The organism is Sphingosinithalassobacter sp. CS137 (assembly GCF_014334115.1).
In the GTDB taxonomy this organism is placed as follows: Bacteria; Pseudomonadota; Alphaproteobacteria; order Sphingomonadales; family Sphingomonadaceae; genus Sphingomonas.
Genome location: NZ_CP060494.1, coordinates 450,738 through 471,298, shown reverse-complemented (window position 1 = coordinate 471,298; position 20,561 = coordinate 450,738). Strand labels below are relative to the sequence as shown.

General features: G+C 68.0%; 19 protein-coding genes and 2 tRNA genes. 11 read left to right on the top strand and 10 right to left on the bottom strand.

Going from position 1 to position 20,561, the window contains the following annotated elements:
* The first annotated feature begins 120 nt into the window (after nucleotides 1-120).
* Entirely contained in the window at nucleotides 121-789 is a 669-nt protein-coding gene (locus tag H7V21_RS02230) for a squalene/phytoene synthase family protein (RefSeq protein WP_188055013.1), read from the top strand.
* 62 nt (nucleotides 790-851) lie between these two features.
* A complete protein-coding gene (locus H7V21_RS02225) occupies nucleotides 852-1,322 on the top strand; it encodes a histidine kinase (protein WP_188055012.1) in 471 nt (156 codons plus the stop codon).
* A 3-nt stretch (nucleotides 1,323-1,325) separates the two neighbouring features.
* On the opposite strand, the gene trmFO is transcribed toward H7V21_RS02225, so the two are convergent.
* Entirely contained in the window at nucleotides 1,326-2,672 is a 1,347-nt protein-coding gene (gene trmFO / locus H7V21_RS02220) for a methylenetetrahydrofolate--tRNA-(uracil(54)-C(5))-methyltransferase (FADH(2)-oxidizing) TrmFO (RefSeq protein WP_188055011.1), read from the bottom strand.
* Nucleotides 2,673-2,738: 66 nt separating this feature from the next.
* Between trmFO and H7V21_RS02215 the strand changes: the two genes are divergently transcribed.
* From H7V21_RS02215 to H7V21_RS02205, 3 genes are all read left to right on the top strand, one after another.
* Nucleotides 2,739-3,377: a lysoplasmalogenase family protein gene (locus H7V21_RS02215; RefSeq protein WP_188055010.1), complete on the top strand. Its 639-nt coding sequence runs from the start codon at nucleotides 2,739-2,741 to the stop codon at nucleotides 3,375-3,377.
* Nucleotides 3,374-3,808, top strand: a complete 435-nt coding sequence (locus tag H7V21_RS02210) for a DUF488 family protein (protein WP_188055009.1) — start codon at nucleotides 3,374-3,376, stop codon at nucleotides 3,806-3,808. The genes H7V21_RS02215 and H7V21_RS02210 overlap by 4 nt, the downstream gene beginning before the upstream one ends.
* A gap of 75 nt (nucleotides 3,809-3,883) precedes the next feature.
* Nucleotides 3,884-4,456: an HdeD family acid-resistance protein gene (locus H7V21_RS02205; RefSeq protein WP_188055008.1), complete on the top strand. Its 573-nt coding sequence runs from the start codon at nucleotides 3,884-3,886 to the stop codon at nucleotides 4,454-4,456.
* Here the strand turns inward: H7V21_RS02205 and H7V21_RS02200 are convergent.
* From H7V21_RS02200 to yaaA, 4 genes are all read right to left on the bottom strand, one after another.
* A complete protein-coding gene (locus H7V21_RS02200) occupies nucleotides 4,446-4,796 on the bottom strand; it encodes a DUF952 domain-containing protein (RefSeq protein WP_188055007.1) in 351 nt (116 codons plus the stop codon). The genes H7V21_RS02205 and H7V21_RS02200 overlap by 11 nt on opposite strands.
* A complete protein-coding gene (gyrA, locus tag H7V21_RS02195; RefSeq protein WP_188055006.1) occupies nucleotides 4,793-7,585 on the bottom strand; it encodes a DNA gyrase subunit A in 2,793 nt (930 codons plus the stop codon). The genes H7V21_RS02200 and gyrA overlap by 4 nt, the downstream gene beginning before the upstream one ends.
* Nucleotides 7,586-7,700: 115 nt before the next feature.
* Entirely contained in the window at nucleotides 7,701-8,399 is a 699-nt protein-coding gene (locus H7V21_RS02190) for an SDR family oxidoreductase (protein ID WP_188055005.1), read from the bottom strand.
* A complete protein-coding gene (gene yaaA, locus H7V21_RS02185; protein ID WP_188055004.1) occupies nucleotides 8,399-9,172 on the bottom strand; it encodes a peroxide stress protein YaaA in 774 nt (257 codons plus the stop codon). Before yaaA ends, H7V21_RS02190 begins: the two co-directional genes overlap by 1 nt.
* 181 nt (nucleotides 9,173-9,353) lie before the next feature.
* Here yaaA and H7V21_RS02180 point away from each other — a divergent pair, with 181 nt between their 5' ends.
* Nucleotides 9,354-10,667 (top strand): tetratricopeptide repeat protein, encoded by a 1,314-nt coding sequence (locus tag H7V21_RS02180; protein WP_188055003.1) that lies wholly within the window; start codon nucleotides 9,354-9,356, stop codon nucleotides 10,665-10,667.
* Nucleotides 10,668-10,716: 49 nt separating this feature from the next.
* Here H7V21_RS02180 and H7V21_RS02175 read toward each other — a convergent pair whose 3' ends face one another.
* Nucleotides 10,717-11,184, bottom strand: a complete 468-nt coding sequence (locus H7V21_RS02175; RefSeq protein ID WP_188055002.1) for an Lrp/AsnC family transcriptional regulator — start codon at nucleotides 11,182-11,184, stop codon at nucleotides 10,717-10,719.
* Between the two features lie 187 nt (nucleotides 11,185-11,371).
* Between H7V21_RS02175 and H7V21_RS02170 the strand changes: the two genes are divergently transcribed.
* The 4 genes from H7V21_RS02170 (at nucleotide 11,372) to H7V21_RS02155 (ending at nucleotide 14,866) form a co-directional block, all read left to right on the top strand.
* Entirely contained in the window at nucleotides 11,372-13,564 is a 2,193-nt protein-coding gene (locus H7V21_RS02170) for a sensor histidine kinase (RefSeq protein ID WP_262503966.1), read from the top strand.
* Entirely contained in the window at nucleotides 13,564-14,673 is a 1,110-nt protein-coding gene (locus H7V21_RS02165) for a polysaccharide deacetylase family protein (RefSeq protein WP_262503965.1), read from the top strand. Before H7V21_RS02170 ends, H7V21_RS02165 begins: the two co-directional genes overlap by 1 nt.
* Nucleotides 14,664-14,740 (top strand) — tRNA-Ile (locus H7V21_RS02160). Before H7V21_RS02165 ends, H7V21_RS02160 begins: the two co-directional genes overlap by 10 nt.
* A 49-nt stretch (nucleotides 14,741-14,789) precedes the next feature.
* Nucleotides 14,790-14,866 (top strand) — tRNA-Pro (locus tag H7V21_RS02155).
* Nucleotides 14,867-14,898: 32 nt separating this feature from the next.
* Here the strand turns inward: H7V21_RS02155 and H7V21_RS02150 are convergent.
* From H7V21_RS02150 to H7V21_RS02140, 3 genes are all read right to left on the bottom strand, one after another.
* Nucleotides 14,899-15,945 carry an AI-2E family transporter gene (locus H7V21_RS02150; protein ID WP_188055001.1) on the bottom strand — a complete coding sequence of 349 codons (1,047 nt, stop codon included), beginning with the start codon at nucleotides 15,943-15,945 and terminating at the stop codon, nucleotides 14,899-14,901.
* A 281-nt stretch (nucleotides 15,946-16,226) separates the two neighbouring features.
* A complete protein-coding gene (locus H7V21_RS02145) occupies nucleotides 16,227-16,532 on the bottom strand; it encodes a hypothetical protein (RefSeq protein WP_188055000.1) in 306 nt (101 codons plus the stop codon).
* A 109-nt stretch (nucleotides 16,533-16,641) separates the two neighbouring features.
* Nucleotides 16,642-17,592 (bottom strand): phytase, encoded by a 951-nt coding sequence (locus H7V21_RS02140; protein WP_262503964.1) that lies wholly within the window; start codon nucleotides 17,590-17,592, stop codon nucleotides 16,642-16,644.
* Nucleotides 17,593-17,768: 176 nt separating this feature from the next.
* On the opposite strand from H7V21_RS02140, the gene H7V21_RS02135 reads away from it, so the two are divergent.
* Entirely contained in the window at nucleotides 17,769-20,006 is a 2,238-nt protein-coding gene (locus H7V21_RS02135; protein ID WP_188054999.1) for a TonB-dependent receptor plug domain-containing protein, read from the top strand.
* Nucleotides 20,007-20,159: 153 nt separating this feature from the next.
* Here the strand turns inward: H7V21_RS02135 and H7V21_RS02130 are convergent, their stop codons facing one another.
* A complete protein-coding gene (locus H7V21_RS02130) occupies nucleotides 20,160-20,414 on the bottom strand; it encodes a hypothetical protein (protein WP_188054998.1) in 255 nt (84 codons plus the stop codon).
* Nucleotides 20,415-20,561 lie beyond the last annotated feature (147 nt).

Sequence of the window (20,561 nt, the reverse complement as noted above, 5' to 3'; positions counted from 1 at the left end):
ATTGCTCATGCCAAAGCCCAGTTGCCCCGATCAATGGGCGGATATGGCGCCTGTGAGGATAACGGCGGATCAAGCAGCATGGTTAATGCGCCGGTTACGTTGCGGGACCGGAGGCTAGCGATGACGCCCGAAGCCGCCGAACGGCGTCAGATCCTGAGCTATGCCGCGCCCGATCGCCGCGCCGGGCTCGCCGCATTGCTCGCGCTCGACGATGCCCTGGCTACCCTGCTGCGTACCACGCGCGAGCCCGCGCTCGGCCAGATCCGGCTGCAATGGTGGCGCGATCGGCTTTCGGGGCTCGACGAAGCTCCGCCGCCGGCCGAGCCGGTGCTGCAGGGGCTGGCCGAGCACGTGCTCCCGCGCGGCGTAGCGGGCAGCGCATTGGCCGAGATGGTGGCCGGATGGGATGTGCTGATCGAGGCCGACCTGCTCGATGCGGCCGCACTCCGTACCCATGGCAGCGGGCGGGGCGGGGCGCTGTTCGCCGCGGCTGCCGCCGTGCTGGGCGGCGCACCCGACGATCCGGTCGAGGTGGCAGGCACGGGCTGGGCACTCGCCGACCTGGGCCGGCATCTCCAGCGGAGCGGCGAGGCTGAAGCCGCGCGCGCGCTTGCGGCCCCGATGCTGGCGACCGCGACCGCAGTGCAGTGGAGCCGCAACGGCCGCGCGCTCGGTGCACTCGCGCATCTCGCCCGCCGCGATCTTGCCCTCCCGCCGGGAGCGCCGCCGCCGGTCGGCGCGCCGTCGCGGGTGGGGCGATTGCTCTGGCACCGCTTCACCGGACGATAGCGGCTTGCCCGCGGCGCGCGGAAGCGTAGCCTGTCGCACGGGCAACAGGGGGAGTCGCGACGATGTGGCGCTATTTCGTGGGTGCCGCCGGGGCATTGCTGCTCGCAGCCGCCGGCCTGTTCTTCTTCCGCGGCTCGGCAGAGCCCGAAACCGCCGCCGCACTGCCGCCGCCGATGCCGGTGGAAACGGCCGAAGCCGAGCCTCCGCCGCTCCCAAAGGCGGCGCCGCGCGCCGATGATCGCACGCGCGAGCAAAAGCGGTTCGACCGCTACGACCGCGATCGCGACGAATCGATCACCCGCGAGGAATATTTGCGCAATCGCCGCCGCGCCTATGCCCGGCTCGACACCAACGGCGACGGACGGCTGTCGTTCGACGAATGGGCGGTGCGCACGACGACCAAATTCGCGGGCGCCGACGCGGACCGCTCGGGCGCGCTCAGCAGAGCCGAATTCGCCACGACGCGCGTGGTGCGGCGGCCGCGCGCCTCGCCCACGCCGTGCCGCTGCCCGGCGCCGGACGAGGAGGAGTGACGCTCAGGCCGCCAGCCACTCGCGCAGCGCCTCGCGGGCGCGGGCGGTGTAGAGCAGCTTGCGGTCGGCCTTCTTCGAGCGGCCCTCGATCGGCGGGAAAAGGCCGAAGTTGACGTTCATCGGCTGATAGGTCGCCGCCTCGGCGCCGCCGGTGATGTGCGCCAGCAATGCGCCCAGCGCAGTCTCGGGCGGGGGCGGCGCCATCAGCGCCCCGGCGAGCTCGGCGGCGGCGAAGCGTCCGGCGAGCAGGCCGATCGCGGCGCTCTCGACATAGCCTTCGCATCCGGTGATCTGGCCCGCGAACCGGACGTGCGGTTGCGCCTTCAGCCGCAGCGTGGTGTCGAGCAGCTCGGGCGACTTGATGAACGTATTGCGATGCAGCCCGCCCAGCCGCGCGAACTCGGCATTCTCGAGTCCGGGAATGGTCCGGAAAAGAGCGACTTGGGCGCCATATTTGAGCTTCGTCTGAAAGCCGACCATGTTCCAGAGCGTGCCCGAGGCATTGTCCTGGCGCAGCTGGACGGCGGCATAGGGCCAGCGCCCTTGCGGATATTCGGGAGTGCGGTCGTGCGGATTGTCGAGACCCACCGGCTTCATCGGGCCGTGGCGCAGCGTATCGATGCCGCGCTCGGCCATCACTTCGATCGGCATGCAGCCTTCGAAATAGGGGACGTTCTCCCACTCGCGGAACTCGGTCTTCTCGCCGTCGAGCAGCCCCTGGACGAAGGCGCGATACTGCTCCTTGTCCAGCGGGCAATTGATGTAATCGGCGCCGTCGCCGACATCCGAGCCCTTGTCCCAGCGCGACTGCTTCCACGCCACGTCCATGTCGATGCTCTCGAAATGGACGATCGGCGCGATCGCATCGAAGAAGGCGAGTTGATCCTTGCCGGTTGCACGGGCGATGCTGCCCGCCAGACTGTCGGCGGTCAGCGGCCCGGTGGCGATGATCGTCATGCCGCTTTCCGGAATAGTATCAATACGTTCGCGCACGATGTTGATATTCGGATGGGCTTGGAGTGCGGCGGTCACTGCCTGCGAAAATCCGTCGCGGTCGACCGCCAAAGCGGAGCCCGCCGGCACCTTGTGTGCATCGCCCGTAGCGATGATGATCGAGTTCAGGTCGCGCATTTCCTGATGCAGCAGCCCGACGGCGTTGCGCTCGGCGTCGTCCGAGCGGAAGCTGTTCGAGCAGACGAGCTCGGCCAGGCCGTCGGTCTGGTGCGCCGGCGTCATGCTGCCCCCGCCGCGCATTTCGGAAAGCCGCACCTGCCAGCCCGCTTCGGCCAGCTGCCATGCCGCTTCCGATCCGGCTAGCCCGCCGCCGATGATGTGAATATCGTGAGTCATGCGGGTGCAGATAGCGGCGGCGCGCGCGGCTGACAAAGCCGGCGGAGATCGGGGGGAGGGGAAAGAATGCAGCAGGCTGGCCGGAACGCGCAGCTCCTGTTCTTCGCCGCGCTGGCGGTCGGGGCAAGCTATTATGCCAATCGCTGGATCGGCTTCGAAGGCGTTCCGGCGATCGTCTGGAAGGGCGGCGGCGTCGGGCTGCTCGCGCTCTGGGCCGCGACGCTTGCGCGGCGGCGCGATGGCTGGACGATCGCGGCGGTGCTGGCGTTCGGCGCGGCGGGCGACGTGCTGCTCGAAGCGGCGGGGCTGACGGTGGGGGCGCTGGCGTTTCTCGCCGGCCATCTGATCGCGATCCTCCTCTATCTGCGCCATCGCGAGCGTCCGCTCGGGATCGTCGCCCTCGTCGCAATTGCCGTTGCCGGGACTGCCTGGCTTCTGCCCGATGCGCGCGCCGAGGCGCCGGGCGTCGCGCTCTATGCGCTCGGCCTCGGCGCGATGGCGGGTGCGGCGGGGATCAGTCGCTTTCCCGTGATCGTCCCGCTGGGAGCGGCGCTGTTCGTGCTGTCGGACCTGCTGATCTTCGCGCGAATGGGTCCGCTCGGCGGGTCCGAGCTACCGGGGCTGCTGATCTGGCCGACCTATTTCGGCGGACAGGCGCTGATCGCCTGGGGAGTCGTCACTCGGTTGCGGCGCGAGGGGGCATGACGCGGGTGTTCACCATCGGCTATGAGGCCGCGACGTTCGACGATCTGCTGGCGGCGCTGCGAAAGGCGGGGGTCCGGCAAGTGATCGACGTGCGCGCGCTTCCGCTGTCGCGTCGTCCCGGCTTCTCCAAGTCGGCGCTCGCGGCGGGGCTTGCCGAAGCGGGGATCGACTATGTCCATCTGAAGGCGCTCGGCACGCCCAAGCCGGGCCGCGACGCCGCGAAAAAGGGCGACCGGGCGACGTTGGAGACGGTCTATTCGGGGCAGCTCGAGCTTCCCGAAGCACAGGCACAGGCGGCGCGGATGCGGGAGCTTGTCGAAGCTGCTCCGTCGGCGCTGCTCTGCTACGAGCGCGACCCCGCGCTCTGCCACCGGACGCTTCTGCTCGCGGCGGAGGGCGAGGGGCTGGAACCGGTCGACCTGTTCCCCTGAGCGCCGCGCGATCGGAACTTTTTCGCTCCGCCGCCGCTGTCGCGATCAGGGCCATATGCAACACAGGGGCAGAACGTGACCGACACCGCCGCACGCCGCACGCGATCCGACACCACCAGCTGGGGCTGGGTGCTCGCGCTCGGCGTGGTGATGATCCTGCTCGGCCTGCTGCTCTTCGGAGCGCCGCTCATCACGGCGGTTGCCGGAGCGACTCTCGTCGGCGCTGCGCTCGTCGTCCTCGGCATCGGCGGGATCGTCGTCGGGGCGAAGTCGGCGCGGCCGTCGCGGCGCTGGACCGACATCCTGTTCGGAGTGGTCGCCGTCCTCGTCGGGCTTTACTGTTTCGCCTTTCCGCTCGCCGGATCGATGTCGCTCACGTTCGCGGTCGGCTTCTGGCTGCTGTTCCGCGGCGCGCTCGAACTGGTGTCGGCCTTCCGCAGCGACGACGGCACCGGCAAGGCGCTGCTGTTCCTTTCCGCGCTGCTCGACATCATCCTCGGCGTGCTGCTGCTCGCCAACTATCCGTTTCCGGCGGTACAGTTCCTCGGCATCGCGCTCGCGCTCAGCCTGATCTTCGCGGGCTTCACCACCGTGATCGGCGCCTTCGGGCTGCGCCGCCTGCAAAGCGGCTCGGCAGTCAGCCGGTGACCGGGAGGCGCACCGTTCCGTCGGCGTCGCGGACCAGCTCCGAATAGCCGACCACCGCCGAAAGCGGCAGCGGCGCATAGAGATGGGGGAAGCTGGCGCCACCGCGCGATTCCTCCCACTTCACCGCATCCCCCAGTGCGACCAGATCGACGGCGGCGACCCACAGTCCGTCCTGCCGGGCGAAATGCCTGTCGACGGTTTCGGTGAGCTGCTCGGCGGTCGACAAGTGGATATAACCGTCCTGGATGTCGACCGGCGCGCCGGTGAACACGCCGTCCTTTTCCAGCACCGCCATCTGATCGGCAGTCAGCACCTTATATCCGGTCTGCGCGCGGGTCATGGCTCGTTCCCTTCGTCGTCGCTCTCATCGACGTGCTCGTCCATCGTCTCGGGCCCGGTGCCATCGTCGACGCGCAGGTCGCCCGCCGGACCGGCGGCGGCCCCGGCACGCTCCTCGGCGACCTTCTCTTCGGCGGGGTTCTCCGGCGCTTCCTCTTCGTCGATCCGCGCGGCGCCGACGACATGCTCGCCCTCGGCCACCGAGAATAGCCGCACGCCCGCCGAACCGCGGCCGATCACGCGCAGGCTGTCGAGCGGCATGCGGATCATCTTCGCCTGATCGGTCACCAGCATCAGCTGCTCGTCGGTATGTGCCGGGAAGCTGGCCACCACGGGTCCGTTGCGGCGGATGTTGTCGATGTTGGTGATGCCCTGTCCGCCGCGGCCGGTGCGGCGATATTCATAGGCACTCGAGATCTTGCCATAGCCGTTGGCGCAGACGGTGAGGATGAACTCCTCGGCGGCGCTCAGCTCCTGCATCCGCTCGGCGGAAAGCGTCGGGCCGTTCTCATTCTCCTTCCACGGCGCGGCGCGCAGATAGGCGTCGCGCTCCTCCATGTCGATTTCGGAGGATTTGAGGATCGACAGCGAGATGACCTGATCGTCGCCCTTCAGCGTCATGCCGCGCACGCCCGTCGCGGTGCGGCTCTGGAACTCACGCACGTCGGTCGCGGCAAAGCGGATCGCCTTGCCCTGGCGGCTGGCGAGCAGGACGTCGTCCTCTTCGGTCAGCAGCGCGACGCCTACCAGCCGGTCGTCGCTGCCCTCGTCGAAGCGCATCGCGATCTTGCCGTTCGACGGCACATTGGTGAACGCGTCCATCGAATTGCGGCGCACCGCGCCGTTCTTGGTCGCGAAGACGATGTGGAGATCGGCCCATTCGCCTTCATCCTCGGGCAGGGCGAGCACGTTGGAAATCGTCTCGCCCGCCTCGAGCGGAAGCAGGTTCACCATCGGGCGTCCGCGCGTCTGCGGCCCGCCTTCGGGAAGGCGCCACACCTTCAGGCGATAGACCTTGCCCGCAGTCGAGAAGAACAGCACTGGCGTGTGAGTCGAGGTCACGAACAGATTCGTGATCGCATCCTCGTCCTTGGTCGCCATTCCGGCGCGGCCCTTGCCGCCGCGCGCCTGGGCGCGGAAAGTGGCGAGCGGCGTGCGCTTGATATAGCCGCCGTGGGTCACGGTAACGACCATGTCCTCGCGCTCGATGAGATCCTCGTCCTCGATCCCGTCGGCGGCGGCGGCGATTTCGGTGCGGCGCGGCGTTGCGAACTGATCGCGCACCGCCTGCAGCTCCTCGCGCATCACTTCGTAGAGCTTGGCGCGATTGCTGAGGATTTCGAGCAGCTCGGCGATGCTGTCGGCAAGCGCGCGGAGCTCGTCGCCGATCTCGTCGCGGCCGAGCGCGGTCAGGCGGTGGAGCCGCAGGTCGAGGATCGCGCGCACCTGAGTGTCGCTCAGCCGATAGGTGTCGCCTTCGACTTCGTGTTCGACCGCCTCGACCAGCCGGATATAGGGCGCGATCTCGGCCACCGGCCATTCGCGCGAAAGCAGCTTCTCGCGCGCCTCGGCGGGCGAGGAGGAGCCGCGGATGATCCGCACCACTTCATCGAGGTTGGTGACCGCGATGACGAGGCCGAGCAAGATGTGCGCCCGGTCGCGCGCCTTGGCCAGCTCGTATTTCGAGCGCCGCGTGATCACTTCCTCGCGGAACTTGACGAACGCCTCGATGATGTCGCGCAGGTTGAGCAGCTCGGGGCGCCCGCCGCGGATCGCGAGCATGTTCGCCGCGAAGCTCGATTGCGCGGGCGTGTGCCGCCATAGCTGGTTCAGCACCACCTCGGGCGTCGCGTCGCGGCGCAGGTCGATGACGATGCGCACGCCTTCGCGGTTCGATTCGTCGCGAATGTCGCTGACGCCCTCGATCCGCTTTTCCTTCGCGGCCTCGGCGATCTTCTCGACGAGCGCGTTCTTGCCCTGCTGATAGGGGATTTCGGTAAGGATGATCGAGCGCCGGTCGCCGCGCTGCTCGATCGTGTGGCGCGAGCGCAGCATCACCGATCCGCGGCCGGTGCTGTACGCCGATCGGCAGCCCGACCGGCCGAGGATGATCGCGCCGGTCGGGAAGTCGGGCCCGGGGACGATCTCCATCAGCTCTTCGGCGGTGATCGCCCCGTTGGCGATATAGGCGAGGCAGGCGTCGACCACTTCGCCCAGATTGTGCGGCGGGATGTTGGTCGCCATGCCCACCGCGATGCCCCCGGCGCCGTTGACCAGCAGATTGGGGAAGCGCGCGGGCAGCACCGACGGCTCGGTTTCCGACCCGTCATAGTTGGGGACGAAGTCGACCGTGTCCTTGTCGAGATCGATCAGCAGCTCGCTCGCCGCGCGCGCGAGCCGCGCCTCGGTGTAGCGCATCGCCGCCGGCGGATCGGGGTCCATCGATCCGAAATTGCCCTGGCCGTCGATCAGCGGGACGCGCATCGACCAGTCCTGGGTCATGCGCGCCAATGCGTCGTAGATCGCGGTGTCGCCGTGCGGGTGATATTTACCGATCACGTCGCCGACGATGCGCGCCGACTTGCGATAGGGCCGGTTGTAGAAGAATCCGCTTTCCGAGGCCGAGTAGAGAATCCGGCGGTGAACGGGCTTCAGCCCGTCGCGAACGTCGGGGAGCGCACGCGCCACGATCACGCTCATCGCGTAATCGAGGTACGAGGTCTTCATCTCGTCGACGATCGAGATCGGGGTAATGTCGGAGGGGTCCGCGAGGAGGGTCTCGTCGGTCAAGGGCCAGGGCTTTCCGGAGAGTGTTTCAGCTGTGCGACAGCCCTAGCGGCTGGGGCACCTGCTGCCAAGGGCCGCGCGCGCGTGCACGCGCGTACGCGTGCGAGCGGCTGGCGTGTCAGAACGGGATCTCGGCGCCGTCCCAGGCGAAGAGCTTGCCCGAATCGACCGGCTTCAGATCTTCGATCACGTCGAGCAGCTGGAGCGCGGCGCGCTCCGCGTCGAACAGAGCGCCGGGCGCGACATTGCCCTGGAACGGCCGCGACAATGCGGTGTCCACCGTGCCGGGATGCAGCGCCACGACGATCGACCGGTCGTTCGCGCGCTTCGCTTCGATCGCGGCGTTGCGCACCAGCATGTTGAGCGCGGCCTTCGAGGCGCGATAGCCATGCCAGCCGCCGAGCCGATTGTCGGCGATGCTGCCGACTCGCGCCGACAGCGCAGCGAACACGGGAGTGCCGGCGCGCGGAAGCAGCGGCAGGAAATGCTTTGCGACCAGCGCCGGACCGATCGCATTGACCGCATAGGTGCGCGCCAGCCACTCTGCGTCGAGCTCCTTCAGCGCCTTTTCGGGGCCGCGGCCCGCTTCGTGGAGCAGCCCGGTCGCGACGACGACGAGTTCGGGCGCGGGGCCGGTGGCCACATGCGCCGCAGCGGCGGCGATGCTCGCTTCGTCGGTCAGGTCGAGGTGGCGGTCGCCCTGCCACGAGCGTGCGAAGCCATGCACCGCGTCGAAGCCGCCTTCGTCCTCGATCGCCGCCAGCAGCGCGCCGCCGATGCCGCCGGACGCGCCGATCACCACTGCCGAGCGCGGCATCAGCTCGCCTCGCCGCTGCGCACGAAGGTCCAGCGGTCCGCCTCGCTCGCCGCGGCGTCGAAGCGATAGCCCGCACTGTCGAAGCCGCGCATCGCCTCGGCATCGGCGATATGATGCTCGCACATCCAGCGCGCCATCATTCCGCGCGCCTTTTTCGCGTGAAAGCTGACGAAGCGGGGTCCGTCGGGGCCCGGTTCGCGGAAATCGACTTCGATGATCCGCACTCCCGCGGGAAGCTTGCCCGCTACTGCGCGCCAATATTCCTGGCTCGCAAGATTGAGGATCGTGCCCGATCCTTCCGCCGCGATGTCGCTTGCAAGCAGGTCGGCGATCCGGTCCTGCCACCAGCCATAGAGGTCCTTGGCCCGCCCGGGTGCCCAGCGCGTTCCCATTTCGAGCCGATAGGGCCGCATCGCGTCGAGCGGGCGCAGCAGCCCGTAAAGCCCCGAAAGGATCCGCACATGATCCTGCGCGAAGGCGATCGCCGGCTCCTCGAGCGTGCGTGCCTCGAAGCCGCTGTAGACGTCGCCGGCAAAGGCATAGAGCGCGGGTCGCTCGGGTTGCTCGGCGAAGCCCCGGAAGCGATCGACGTTGAGCGCCGCCAGCTTGTCCGAAATATGCATCAGCGCGCCGAGCCGGCTTTTCGACAGCTTGGCCGCACCCTGCGCCAGTGTTTCCGCCTCTGCCCCGAGCCGCGGCGCGGTGGGCTCGATCGAGGCGGGGAGGGGCGTGGCATAGTCCAGCGTCTTCGCCGGGGAGAGGACCGCAATCATTCGGCGCGCCTAGCCGCCGTCGAGCGCGTGAGTCAAAGCGGCAGGGAGCCGGCGCGTTCAATGCGCGTTCAGTTCGCCGATGCCATTCGGCACGGCCCCGCGTCGGCTTGAATGGTGCCGATCCGCCCTTTAGAGGCGAGCGCGAATTCCGCTCGCGCGGGCCCAGTTAGGAGAGTCTCACATGACATTCGTTTCCAAGCTCACGCTTGCGACTGCCCTCTCGCTCAGCGCCTTCGCGCTCACCGCCGATCCGGCTTCGGCGCAGCGCCGTGGCCAGCAGCAGGAGCAGCAGCAGCTTGAAATGAGCGAGGATTTCCGCGAGCCCGCCGCCGAGGCGCAGGCTGCGGTCGAAGCGCGTAACTGGGACGCCGCCGAGGCCCCGCTGGCGCGGGCGGAAGCGGCCGCCGACAATCCCGACGAGCAGTATTTCGCCGCATGGATGCGGCTTCAGGTCGCCACCGGCAAGGACGACGATGAAGGCGTGATCCGCGCGCTCGACACGCTGATCGCCAGCCCACGCGTCCCGGCCGAGAATCAGGCGGCGCTCAACTATGAGCGCGGCCGCCGCGCGATCGTGCTCGATCGCCGCGCCGAGGCGATCCCCTTCCTGCTGCGCGCGCGCGAACTGGGTTCGACCAGTGCCAACCTGCCGCTGCTGCTCGCCAGCTCCTATCTCGAAAACGATCAGGTTTCCGAGGGCATCGCCGAGCTCGAGCGTGCGATCCAGGCCGAGGAAGCCGCGGGCCGCAAGGCACCCGAGGATTGGTACAACCTCGCCGTCGCGAAGCTCTACGGCACGGGCGATCGCGCCGCCACGGCGGGCTGGCTGATGCGCCAGGTCGAAGCCTATCCCACCATCCCCAATTGGCGCCGCGTGCTGATCCTCTATCGCGAGAGCAACGACACCGCCGGTGCGCAGCTCGGTGCGCGGCAGAAGATCGATCTCTATCGTCTGATGCGCGCCAGCGGCGCGCTCGCCGACGAGCGTTCCTATTATGAATATGCCGATGCCGCGGTGAATGCGGGTCTCCCCTGGGAGGCAGTGACGGTGATCGAGGAAGGACGTGCCGGCGGTTCGATCGCCAGCAACGAGCCGACCTTCAACCAGATCTACACCCAGGCGCAGCGCGCGGTCCGCAACGAGCAGGCGCTTTCCACCTACGAGCGGCAGGCCACCGCCGCCGCGAACGGCGAGCTCGCCGCGCAGACCGGCGACGCCTATCTGGCATCCGGCAACGACACGAAGGCGATCGAGCTGTATCAGCTCGCGCTCGAAAAGGGCGGTGTCGACACCGACGTGGTCAATCTGCGCCTCGGCATCGCCCAGGCGCGCTCCGGAAACGAGACGGCCGCGAAGCAGTCTTTCGCTCAGGTGAGCGGCACCGGCGCGACGGCGGACATCGCGCGCTTCTGGACGACGTGGATCGATCTGCCGGAGCTGGCGCCTGCTCCTGCGTCGGAAGCGGCTGCGCAGCCCGCCGCAACGGCGAACTGATCGGAAAGGGGGCGGGATCGGCCGGGCGCCGACTCCGCCCCTTTTCAGTTCAGGCCGGCGGAACGGGCACGCCCGGCAACAGCTTCGAAGTCCGGATCGTGAGCGACGTCTTCACGCTCTCGACATTGGGTGCGGTGGTCAGTCGCGTCGTGAGGATCTTCTGAAAGCTCTGAAGATCGGTCGCTACGATCTTGAGAATAAAGTCGATTTCGCCGTTCAGCATGTGGCATTCGCGGACTTCGGGAATGTCTGCCACCAGCGTTTCGAATGCGCGCAAGTCGCTTTCTGCCTGACTGCGCAGGCTCACCATGGCGAAGACGGTCAACCCATAGCCCAGTGCTTCCGCATCCAGTGCGGCATGATACCCCCGGATCGCGCCTTCCTGCTCCAGCGCGCGCACGCGGCGCAGGCAGGGAGGGGCAGTAAGGCCCACGCGTTCGGCCAGTTCGACATTGGTCATGCGCCCGTTCTCCTGGAGCAATCCCAGGATGCGCACATCAATTTCGTCGAACCGCATTCGTCCCCCAGATTCGCTTTGGCGCACCGATCGTGCTCGGCAGCCGGGATAAGCCTTATATTATTACTCGGCAACGCAATTGTCCCACATTGCGACGTGCCGAAATCGAGTGTTCCGAAGGAATGCCCCAGCCGTTAAGAAATCCTTACGCCGCGGCGAACGCGGCAGCAGAGGAACAAGGCGGCGCGTGCGCTTCGACGATACTCTTGAGACGGTCCTGGCAGGCGATGTGTCGTCGCCCTTCGGCATGCAGTCCGCCTGGCGCCAGCTCGTCGATCTGATCGGCCGCCGCCGCGTGCCGCCGGACGCGCGCGCGCTTTCGACGCTGCATACGATCCGCCCCCATGTTCCCGCGCCGGTGCGTGCCGCCAGTGCGCGGGGGCTGGAATATGCCGATCCTCCGATGGCACTGGTGCGGCTGTTCGCAGTCGACGACATCAAGATCGCGGCGCCGGTGCTGCGCACCGCTCGGCTCACCTCGTCCGAATGGATCGCGCTGCTCCCCGATATTTCCTCCGCCGCGCGCGCAGTGCTGCGCGGACGGCGCGAGCTCGGTCCGGCCGTGAAGCGGGCACTCGACGCATTCGGATCGGCCGATTTCATCCTGGCCGGCGAGCCTTCAGCGCTTGCCGAAGCACCGGCGGCGGAGGTCGTGTCGGCCGAGGAAGTCGCACCCGCAGCCGAGGCGGAGCCGATCGACTGGAACGATGTCATCGCTTCGCCCGCGCCGGTGATGGCCGTGAATGCGCCGCAACCTGCTCCCGCATCCGAGCTGGAAATGGCGCAGGACCGGGTGCTCGACTGGGCGCACGTCGTCGCGAGCCCGGCGCCGGAGGGGGTCGAGCCGCCGGAGCCGGTCGAGCCAGTCGCGGCCCTGCCGGTGCCTGCCGAACCGCCTCAGCCGCCGCTTGTGCTCGCGCCCGAGCGCGCACGACTGCCCGACCCGATTGCGGCACCCGCTGTCGCTGCCGAGCCCCAGGAAGCGGCCGAAGAGGATTTCTCCTTCGTCGCGCTTGCCGGCGTGGCGGCTTCCTATGCTGCGGGCGCCGTACAGGCCGTCCCCGCGCCGGCTCCGCCCGAAAGCGGGACAGCGAGCGCCGAACCGGCCGACGCAACGGTTGCCGAGCCCGGTGGCGTGGCTCAAGGTCCGGCGATGACCGGGAAAGAAACGATGCTCGCGGAGCGCGACACGGCGGCGGCCGCGCAGGAAGCGGAAGCCGAACCGGAGGCGCAACGCGAGGCCGGGCCGGGCGCCGATCCCGAGGGGCCGTTCCAGATTTCCGAAGTCGTCGCGCGAATCGACGCCTTCTGGCGCCGCCAGCAGGAAGCGCCCGAATCCCCTTCGCCGGTGCGCGAGCCCGAAGCGGCGGGTTTCCGCTTCGAAACCGATTTGAAGGGGGTGATCCGCTGGGTTGAGGGTGTTTCGCGCGCACCGCTCGTCGGGCTCTCACTCGATCTGCAGGGAGTGCCCGGCACTGCGCGAGTCGACGGAGTCGCTGCGGGCGCGTTCCGGCGCCGCGCCGGTTTTTCGAACGCGCGGCTCTCGGTCGAGGGCGAGACCGACGCAGCCGGCGACTGGCTCATCTCCGGCATTCCGGTGTTCGATCCCGCGAGCGGACGCTTCACCGGCTATCGCGGCACGGCGCGCCGCCCGCGCACCGACGAGCGTGCCGAGCCGAGCCGTCCCGCGCCGGCGACGCCGGCCGATTCGCTGCGCCAGCTCGTTCACGAGCTGCGCACGCCCACCAATGCGATCGCCGGCTTCGCCGAGATGATCGAAACCCAGATCCTCGGCCCGGTGCCCGAGCCCTATCGTGATCGCGCCGGCGTGATCCGCACCCAGGCCAAGGAACTGCTCGGAGCGATCGACGATCTCGACCTCGCGGCCCGGATCGAAAGCGACGCGCTGGCGTTGGTTCCCGGTACGGTGGCGCTGCGTCCGCTGCTCTGCGGCATCGCCGACGACCTCGCTCCGCTCGCCGAGCTGCGTGGGTCGTGGATCGCGCTTCCGGTCGACAATCTCTCCGTCAGCGGTGATCGGCGCGCCGTCGAGCGACTGCTCTCGCGGCTGATGGCCACGCTGGTTTCCGCCAGCGACCGCGGCGAACGTGTGGGCGTCCGCATGGGAATCGAAGGCGCCGATACCGTCGCCATCTGGCTCGAACGTCCGGCGGCTCTGGCCGATTTTCCCGGCGAGGCGATGCTCGGGATCGACGACGAGGGAAGCGACGCGACCCTGCTCGGCACCGGATTTGCGCTTCGCTTGGCGCGCAATCTCGCCAAGGAGCTCGACGGATCGCTGGTGATCGGCGCGGACAGCTTGACATTGCGCCTTCCCGCGGCGGTTAGTGCGCCGGTGGAGCAAGCACATCTGAACTGATGCCGGGGCAGGGGAAGCGCACACGCCCGCCCGCCGCCGGGAAGCCTTCGGGCTATCGCGTTCCGCCGCCAGCGGCGGACGCACTGATCCCATGGCCGGATTCGTTCGGGACGCGGTTCACCGTGTTCGTCGATACCGAAGAGGAGTTCGACTGGAGCCAGCCCTTCCGTCGGGAAGCGCGCTCTACCACGGCCATCGAGGCGCTTCCGGAAATGCATGCCCGCTTTGCCGAGCGCGGCGTGCCGGTGGCCTATCTGGTCGATCATCCGGTCGCCATGTCGCCGGGCGCGGTCGCGGTGCTGCGCCGGTTGCTCGACGACGGCTGTTCGACGATCGGGGCGCAGCTCCACCCGTGGGTCAATCCGCCGCATGACGAGCCGGTCAGCGGGCCGAACAGCTTCACCGGCAATCTGCCGCGCGCGCTCCAGGCGGCGAAGCTGCGCGAACTGACTCAGGCGATCGCCCGGGCATTCGGTTTCCGCCCGCTGGTCTATCGGGCCGGGCGCTACGGCCTCGGGCCCGATACGCTCGCGCTGCTCGCGGCCGAGGGCTATCGCCTCGATAGCTCGATGCGGGCGGCTTATGACTATTCGGGTGAAGCCGGGCCCGATTTCTCCGCGATCGGCAACCACGCCTTTTTCGCGGGGCCTGAGCGCACGCTGGTGGAGCTCCCGCTGACCACTGTCTTCACTGGGCGAGCCCGCCGCGCGGGGTCTGGCCTGCACCGCGCGCTCGGTCGCGTTCCGCGCGGGCGCGGCGTCGCGGCCCGGCTGAGGCTGCTGTCGCGAGTCGCGCTCACGCCCGAGGACATGCCGCTCGACGAAGCGCTGGAGGCAGTGCGCATCGCGCTGGGCGAGGGTGTCCGGGTTCTCAACTTCTCCTATCACTCGCCGTCGCTGGTGCCCGGCCATACGCCCTATGTCCGCGATCTGGCCGATCTCACTGCCTTCCATCGCTGGTGGGAACGGATGCTCGACGCGCTCGATCGGCACGGCGTCGCGCCGGCATCGGTCGAAGCGGTGCTGAAGGCCGCCGATGCGGCGCGGCCCGCAGTCGCTTGCAGGAAGACCGAAACCTCCGCTATCGCCGGTGGCGCTGGGGGCCTGTAGCTCAATCGGTTAGAGCTGGCCGCTCATAACGGCTAGGTTGCGGGTTCGAGTCCTGCCGGGCCCACCAGCGGCCGCTCTTGTGCGTTCGCTCTCAAGCGCCTAGGCGGCACGAGCGTCGGGGAGTGGCGCAGCCCGGTAGCGCGCTTGCTTTGGGAGCAAGATGTCGCAGGTTCGAATCCTGTCTCCCCGACCATTTTCCTGCCGAGACGCGCCCGTGGCGCTACGTCAGCTGCGGGCGCGGGGTTCCTCCCGCTCCAGTGCTTCCTCGACATAGAGCCGCTGCACCAGCACATAGGTGACCACCGTCAGCGGCGCGGCCAGCAGCACGCCCAGCGCGCCGAACAACAGGCCGAAGCCGATCAGCGAGAACAGCAGCACCACCGGCGGCAGGTGCACCGCATATTGCTGCACCAGCGGCTGGAGGAGATTCCCCTCGACTTGCTGGATCACCAGATAGAGGAGCGCGGTCCACACCGCGAGCATCGGATCCACCGCGAGCGCGAGCAGCACCCCCGGCACGGCCGCGGCGATCGGGCCGATCAGCGGAATGAATTCCAGAAGCGCCGCGATCAGGCCCAGTGCCAGCGCGCCCGGCACGCCGAGCAGCCACAGGCCCAGCCCGGTGAGAACGCCGACCACGGTCATCGAAATGAGCTGGCCCTTCAGCCAGAGCCGGAGCGCCTTGCCGCTCTTGTCCAGCGCGTCCGCTGCGACGTCCCTGCGGCGCGGCGGGAACAGCCTGATGGTGCCGCGGCGGTACATCCCGGGCTGCGCGGCGAGATAGACGCCGCCGACGATCACGACGATCGCGTCGGTGATCCCGCCGCCGATCGCCAGCACGAAGCGCCCGGCGTTGGCCAGCACGGCGCCTGCGCTGTCGCGGATGCTGGCTACCGCCTGCTGCAGCTCGCCGTCCAGCCCGACCTGCACCAGCCGTTGCTCGAGCGCCGTCCAGGCGTCCGGAAGGTTTTGGGCGACTTCCTCCACTTCGGCGCTGATCTGCTCGCCGAAGAGCCAGCCGCCCAAACCGAGGGCCGCAGTGATGGAGATCACGCTGATCGCCACCGCGACACCATCGGGAACCGGAAGATAACGCAGGATTCTGCGGGCGAGGGCGCGGATGATGACGCACACTAGGATCGCGCCGAAGATCAGCAGCAGCATCGACCGCAACTGCCACAGCAGGAACACCAGACTCGCGAGCCCGAGGACGATCAGCACGCGTCCGATGAAACCGAAGGAGCGGGTCCGGGTGTCGGATGTGTCGGGCAATGGATCTCCTCCCCGCGGCTTCGATGCGCGCAACCGTCGGCTTTCACAGCGTTCCGCGCGCTGGTGAGTTCCGAGGGGCTGGGCGCAGTGCGCCTGTGGAGGAGCGGAGTGGGGCGGCTCGCCGGAGTGCGGTCACGGCCGAAGCGAGCGCGGGGGCCGAACGGTCACGGGTCGGCCGGCTATCGGAGGGAAAGGGGAGGGAGCGGCGCGGGAGAAGGCGGGCCCGGGGCCGGGGCAGTGAATATTCCGGGCCGCGGGAGCGCCGCGGCCCGGAAGGCGGATCACATGTCGGGGCGTCCGTCGGTTTCTTCCTCGATCTCGGCTTCGGTTGCTTCCGCGCCATTCTCGATCGCCGCACCGGTCTGCTCGGCGCCTTCTTCGATTTCCTGGCCGACCGCCTCGGCGCCTTGCTCGACGTCCTGGCCGAACTCGGAAGCCTCCTGGCCCACCTGATCGGCACCGGCTTCGATATCGTCGCCGATCGCGTCCGCGGCCTGCTCGGTCTGGGTCTCGGCTTCCTGGCTGCATGCGGAGACGCCAAACGCGGCGAGTGCGGCCGCGGCGGGGATCAGAATCGATCGCTTCATGGAAATTCCCTTCGTTCCTGTATCGCCGCCCCGTGCGGTAACGGCTTCCGAACGCGCGCCGGAGAGAAGCTGGCGCGCGGGCGGAGCCTAGGGGAGCCGATCGCCTACGTCAAAGCTCCAGCGCGGCGCGAATCGCCCGCCAGTCGACCAGCTTGAAGTTCTGCGGCCCGCCGGTGTTCACATCGTCCTGCACCACGACCAGCCCCTGCGGATACGGGCCCACGGCGCCGCCCAGCGCCGCGACTCCGTCGGTCCCGGTCACTGCGTCCGCCGCGTCCGATCCGGTCACGCGAAAGCGCCCGCGATACACGGGCATATCGCCGCCCAGCTGCCACACCGCGAAGGCGTCGTCGCCCTGGCTCGATCCGATCAGATAGCGCGTTCCCCCGTCGTCCACGATGGCGAGACCCTCGACATCGGCGACCAGCGCGCCGTCGCCGACGGCCGAGACGAGCACCGGCGGCGCGCCGGGATCGGTAAGCGTGAACCGCCACACGCCGCGGTTTTCCTCGCCGATGAAGAGATCGCCGGTCGCGTCGTCGACCACGCAGCCTTCGGATTGCGATGCGAGGCGGAAGCGCACCTGTTCGCTGCCCCGCAGCTCGGTGCCGTCCCCGTCGAGCCGGTAGAGCCGCACCGCGCCGTCCTTGGCGACCAGCACCGCGACGAGCGTATCGTTCCAGCGCCCCAGGCACATGCCATAGGGTTCGCCGACGTCGGAGGCGATAAAGCCCGCGGGCACGAGTTCGCCGCCGGGGCTGTAGCGATACAGCGCCACGCCCATCCGCCCCCGGTCCGATGCTGCCGCGATGAAGCCATCGCCGTCCGGGCGCAGGTCGACGTTGTTGAGCAGCCCGTCGGGCAGGAACTGCAGCACCTCGCCGGTCAGGTCATAGGCATAGAGGCCCGCTTTCTTGTCGGTGCCCAGGATCACTCCGGCAACGTCGCGGCCGGCGAACCGCGTCGTATTGCCGCCCGCCGGCACCCAGATCGCCGGGTCGTCGGCCGCGTCCACCGAGGCTGCGGTCTCGACCGGGCGGGTCTCTGCGGCGGCCTGCACTGTGCTTGCCGGCAGCTGGAGCTGCGGCGGTGTGGCCGCGGTGCAACCTGTGACCAAAATCGCGCCTGCAACGCCTGCGAAACGAGTCCGTAGCATCGGTGTCATGTTCCTCCTGTTCTCCGCGAGCGTGATTTCACGCGGCACCTAGGCCGCTAATCCAGATGGGGGAAGTTTTCATGACGATGTCGCGCCTTCTCGGCGGGGCCGCCCTTGCGGCGCTCGCCACTGCCACGCCTGCCCTGGCCCAGAACGCCGCGCCCGGCGAAACGGCCGCGCAGACGGGAACCGAACAGAGCGCGCAGGACATCCTCGTCACCGGTGAGATCTTCTTCCGCAATCGCACCCAGGATCCCAATCCCGTGCTGTCCTACGATCTGGAGTATTTCCAGCGGTTCGAGCCGGTGTCGGTGGGCGAGATGCTCAAGCGCGTGCCCGGCGTGACCTTCACGTCCGACGTGCTCGAATATGATCAGGTCCAGTTTCGCGGCCTTCCCGCCGGGTTCACCCAGGTGTTGATCAACGGCCGCCGCGTGCCCGGCGGCGAAGCGGACGGCAGCTTCTTCGTCGATCGCATTCCCGCCGAGCTGGTCGAGCGGATCGAGATCGTCCGCTCGCCACGCGCCGATCAGCCGAGCACCGGCGTCGCCGGCACCCTCAATGTCGTCACCAAGGAAGCGGTCGCGTTCGAAGGCGGTTTCGTGAAGGGCGGCGCGTTGTTCAACGCCGACGGCGAAGTGCGTCCGTCCGCGGCGCTCGCCTATTCGGGGCATCTTGGCGATCGCACCGATTTCTGGCTCGCGCTCAACTATCAGGAACGGCGCAATCCCAAGGAGAAGATCTCCTATCGCTTCGGCGGCGAGCCGGAGCAGCTCGACGCCGACGAGGCGACCTATGTCGCCGACCCCGAGTTCGACGATCTCGAGCGTCAGGACGATACGCGCGACGGTAGTGATCTTTCGGCCAGCGCCGAGATCTCGACCGAGATCGGCAACGGCGGGCGGTTCCGGATCGGCGGGCTGATCGTCGACACCGATCGCGACGAGCGCGAGCGCTCGCTCACCTTCGAAGGCGACACGCTCGATTTCGACGAGGTCGAACTTCAGCATGAGGACATCAGCCAGCAGACCTATGCCGCGACTTTTGACGGCCGACTGCCGCTCGGGAACTTCGAGCTGGGCGTCGCCGGCGGCTGGAATGCCTATCGCGAGCGCACCGACGTGGTCGTTTTCGTCGGCGACAATGAAGACGATTATGAGGATGTCGAGATCGACGAAGAGGAGAGCATCGCGATCGACGACGACGAATATACCGGCACCTTGTACGGCGCCTGGTCGAATGCGGCCGGACTGCGGATCAAGGCCGGGGTCGATTTCCTCTCCAAGCATCGCGAGGGGCTGAACGACGGACTGCTCACGTCCGACGCCTTCACCATCGAGGAAGAGCGCTACGACCCCTATCTGCGAGTCACGCAGGAATTCGGGTCGGAGTTCACGGTCGATGCCGGACTGCGATACGAAATCACGCGCCGCGACGTGATCGGGACGGCCGCCTCGGGCTCCTACGACTCCGAAATGCTCAATCCGTCGCTGCACCTGCGCTACGCCCCGGACAGCGTGAACCAGTTCCGTGCATCGTTCGCGCGCACCGTTCGGCGTCCGAACTATGATCTCATCTCGCCTTATGAGCAGGACGAGACGCCCGGCGACGACGATCTGACGATCGGCAACCCGAATCTGCGCAACGAACAGGCCTGGGGTCTTGATGTCGGCTATGAGCGCCGGCTGGGCACGCGCGGCATCGTCGGCGTCAATCTCTTCTATCGCGATATCAGCGATCTGATCGAGCTGGTGGTGACCGGCGCCAACGGCCCCGACGGCCAGAGCTTCACGCCGCGCAACATCGGCGACGGCGAGACCTGGGGTGTCGAAGTCGATTTCTCCACGCCGGTGCAGCTGTTCGGCTTCGGCCAGACCGGGCTGTTCGCCAACTACACCTATCTCGACAGCACGACGATCGATCCGTTCACCGGCGAGGAGCGGCGGTTCAACAACCAGCCGCACCATATCTACAACGCCGGGTTCATCCAGAATGTCGCGCCGGCGGAGCTGAGCTTCGGGGCCACCATCTCGGGCCGCAGCGAAGCGTTCGAATCCAATTTCGACGAGCTGGTGTGGCTGCGCTACGATCCGGATCTCGAGGCCTTTGTCGAGAAGCGGTTCGGCAACAGCTTCGTGCTCCGCTTTTCGGTGCAGAACATCCTCAATCGCGAAAAGAAGGAGGATTTCCGCAAATATGACGGGGATTCGTTGACCGAGATCCTCGAAAACCGCGCCGCAGGCGATCTCGACGAATATGAGATCGAGCGCGAGGAATCGGGGCAGCTCTTCCAGGTGACGCTGCGCGCCGCCTTCTGATCCGCAGGGTGGCCGGCGCATGCGCGCGCCGGCCGCCGTGCCGCAAGCCCCCTCGGGTGCCTGTCGTCGGAGCATGAAAAAAGGGCGCCCCGTTGGGGACGCCCTTTTCATTTCGACGCGAGGCCGAGCCGCTCCCTCGGGAGCGGCGCACCATTACATGGTGTCTTCGGCTTCCATCGCATTGTCTTCGACCATGTCGGCCTGGTTCTCGAGAACGTCGGCGGTGTTCTCGTAGACGTTTTCCATCATCTCGTTCGAAGCCATGTCGGCGGCGTTCTCGTACATCGCGGCATTTGCCTCGAGTTCTTCGATCATGTTGGCCGCGGTGTCGTTCTCGACGGTCGCCGGCTCGCAGGCGGCGAGCGTCATCAGGCCGGCGGCAGCAGCGACAGTGAGGATCTTCTTCATCTCGGTTGCTCCCAAAGAAAAGCAGTCATTTCGCATCCGGCCCGAATGCCGTCGCGAAGTCGCCGCAATAGCGCGGCGCGTGGGCGCGTCAACGGATATTCAGCTTCTGGCAAGGTTAATCCGCGGTTTTCCGCCGTTCCTCCCGTT

Coding starts and splice junctions, on each gene's coding strand:
- H7V21_RS02230 (WP_188055013.1), top strand. CDS start 121: ATGACGCCCGAAGCCGCCGAACGGCGTCAGATCCTGAGCTATGCCGCG.
- H7V21_RS02225 (WP_188055012.1), top strand. CDS start 852: ATGTGGCGCTATTTCGTGGGTGCCGCCGGGGCATTGCTGCTCGCAGCC.
- trmFO (WP_188055011.1), bottom strand. CDS start 2,672: ATGACTCACGATATTCACATCATCGGCGGCGGGCTAGCCGGATCGGAA.
- H7V21_RS02215 (WP_188055010.1), top strand. CDS start 2,739: ATGCAGCAGGCTGGCCGGAACGCGCAGCTCCTGTTCTTCGCCGCGCTG.
- H7V21_RS02210 (WP_188055009.1), top strand. CDS start 3,374: ATGACGCGGGTGTTCACCATCGGCTATGAGGCCGCGACGTTCGACGAT.
- H7V21_RS02200 (WP_188055007.1), bottom strand. CDS start 4,796: ATGACCCGCGCGCAGACCGGATATAAGGTGCTGACTGCCGATCAGATG.
- H7V21_RS02190 (WP_188055005.1), bottom strand. CDS start 8,399: ATGCCGCGCTCGGCAGTGGTGATCGGCGCGTCCGGCGGCATCGGCGGC.
- yaaA (WP_188055004.1), bottom strand. CDS start 9,172: ATGATTGCGGTCCTCTCCCCGGCGAAGACGCTGGACTATGCCACGCCC.
- H7V21_RS02180 (WP_188055003.1), top strand. CDS start 9,354: ATGACATTCGTTTCCAAGCTCACGCTTGCGACTGCCCTCTCGCTCAGC.
- H7V21_RS02175 (WP_188055002.1), bottom strand. CDS start 11,184: ATGCGGTTCGACGAAATTGATGTGCGCATCCTGGGATTGCTCCAGGAG.
- H7V21_RS02165 (WP_262503965.1), top strand. CDS start 13,564: ATGCCGGGGCAGGGGAAGCGCACACGCCCGCCCGCCGCCGGGAAGCCT.
- H7V21_RS02145 (WP_188055000.1), bottom strand. CDS start 16,532: ATGAAGCGATCGATTCTGATCCCCGCCGCGGCCGCACTCGCCGCGTTT.
- H7V21_RS02135 (WP_188054999.1), top strand. CDS start 17,769: ATGACGATGTCGCGCCTTCTCGGCGGGGCCGCCCTTGCGGCGCTCGCC.
- H7V21_RS02130 (WP_188054998.1), bottom strand. CDS start 20,414: ATGAAGAAGATCCTCACTGTCGCTGCTGCCGCCGGCCTGATGACGCTC.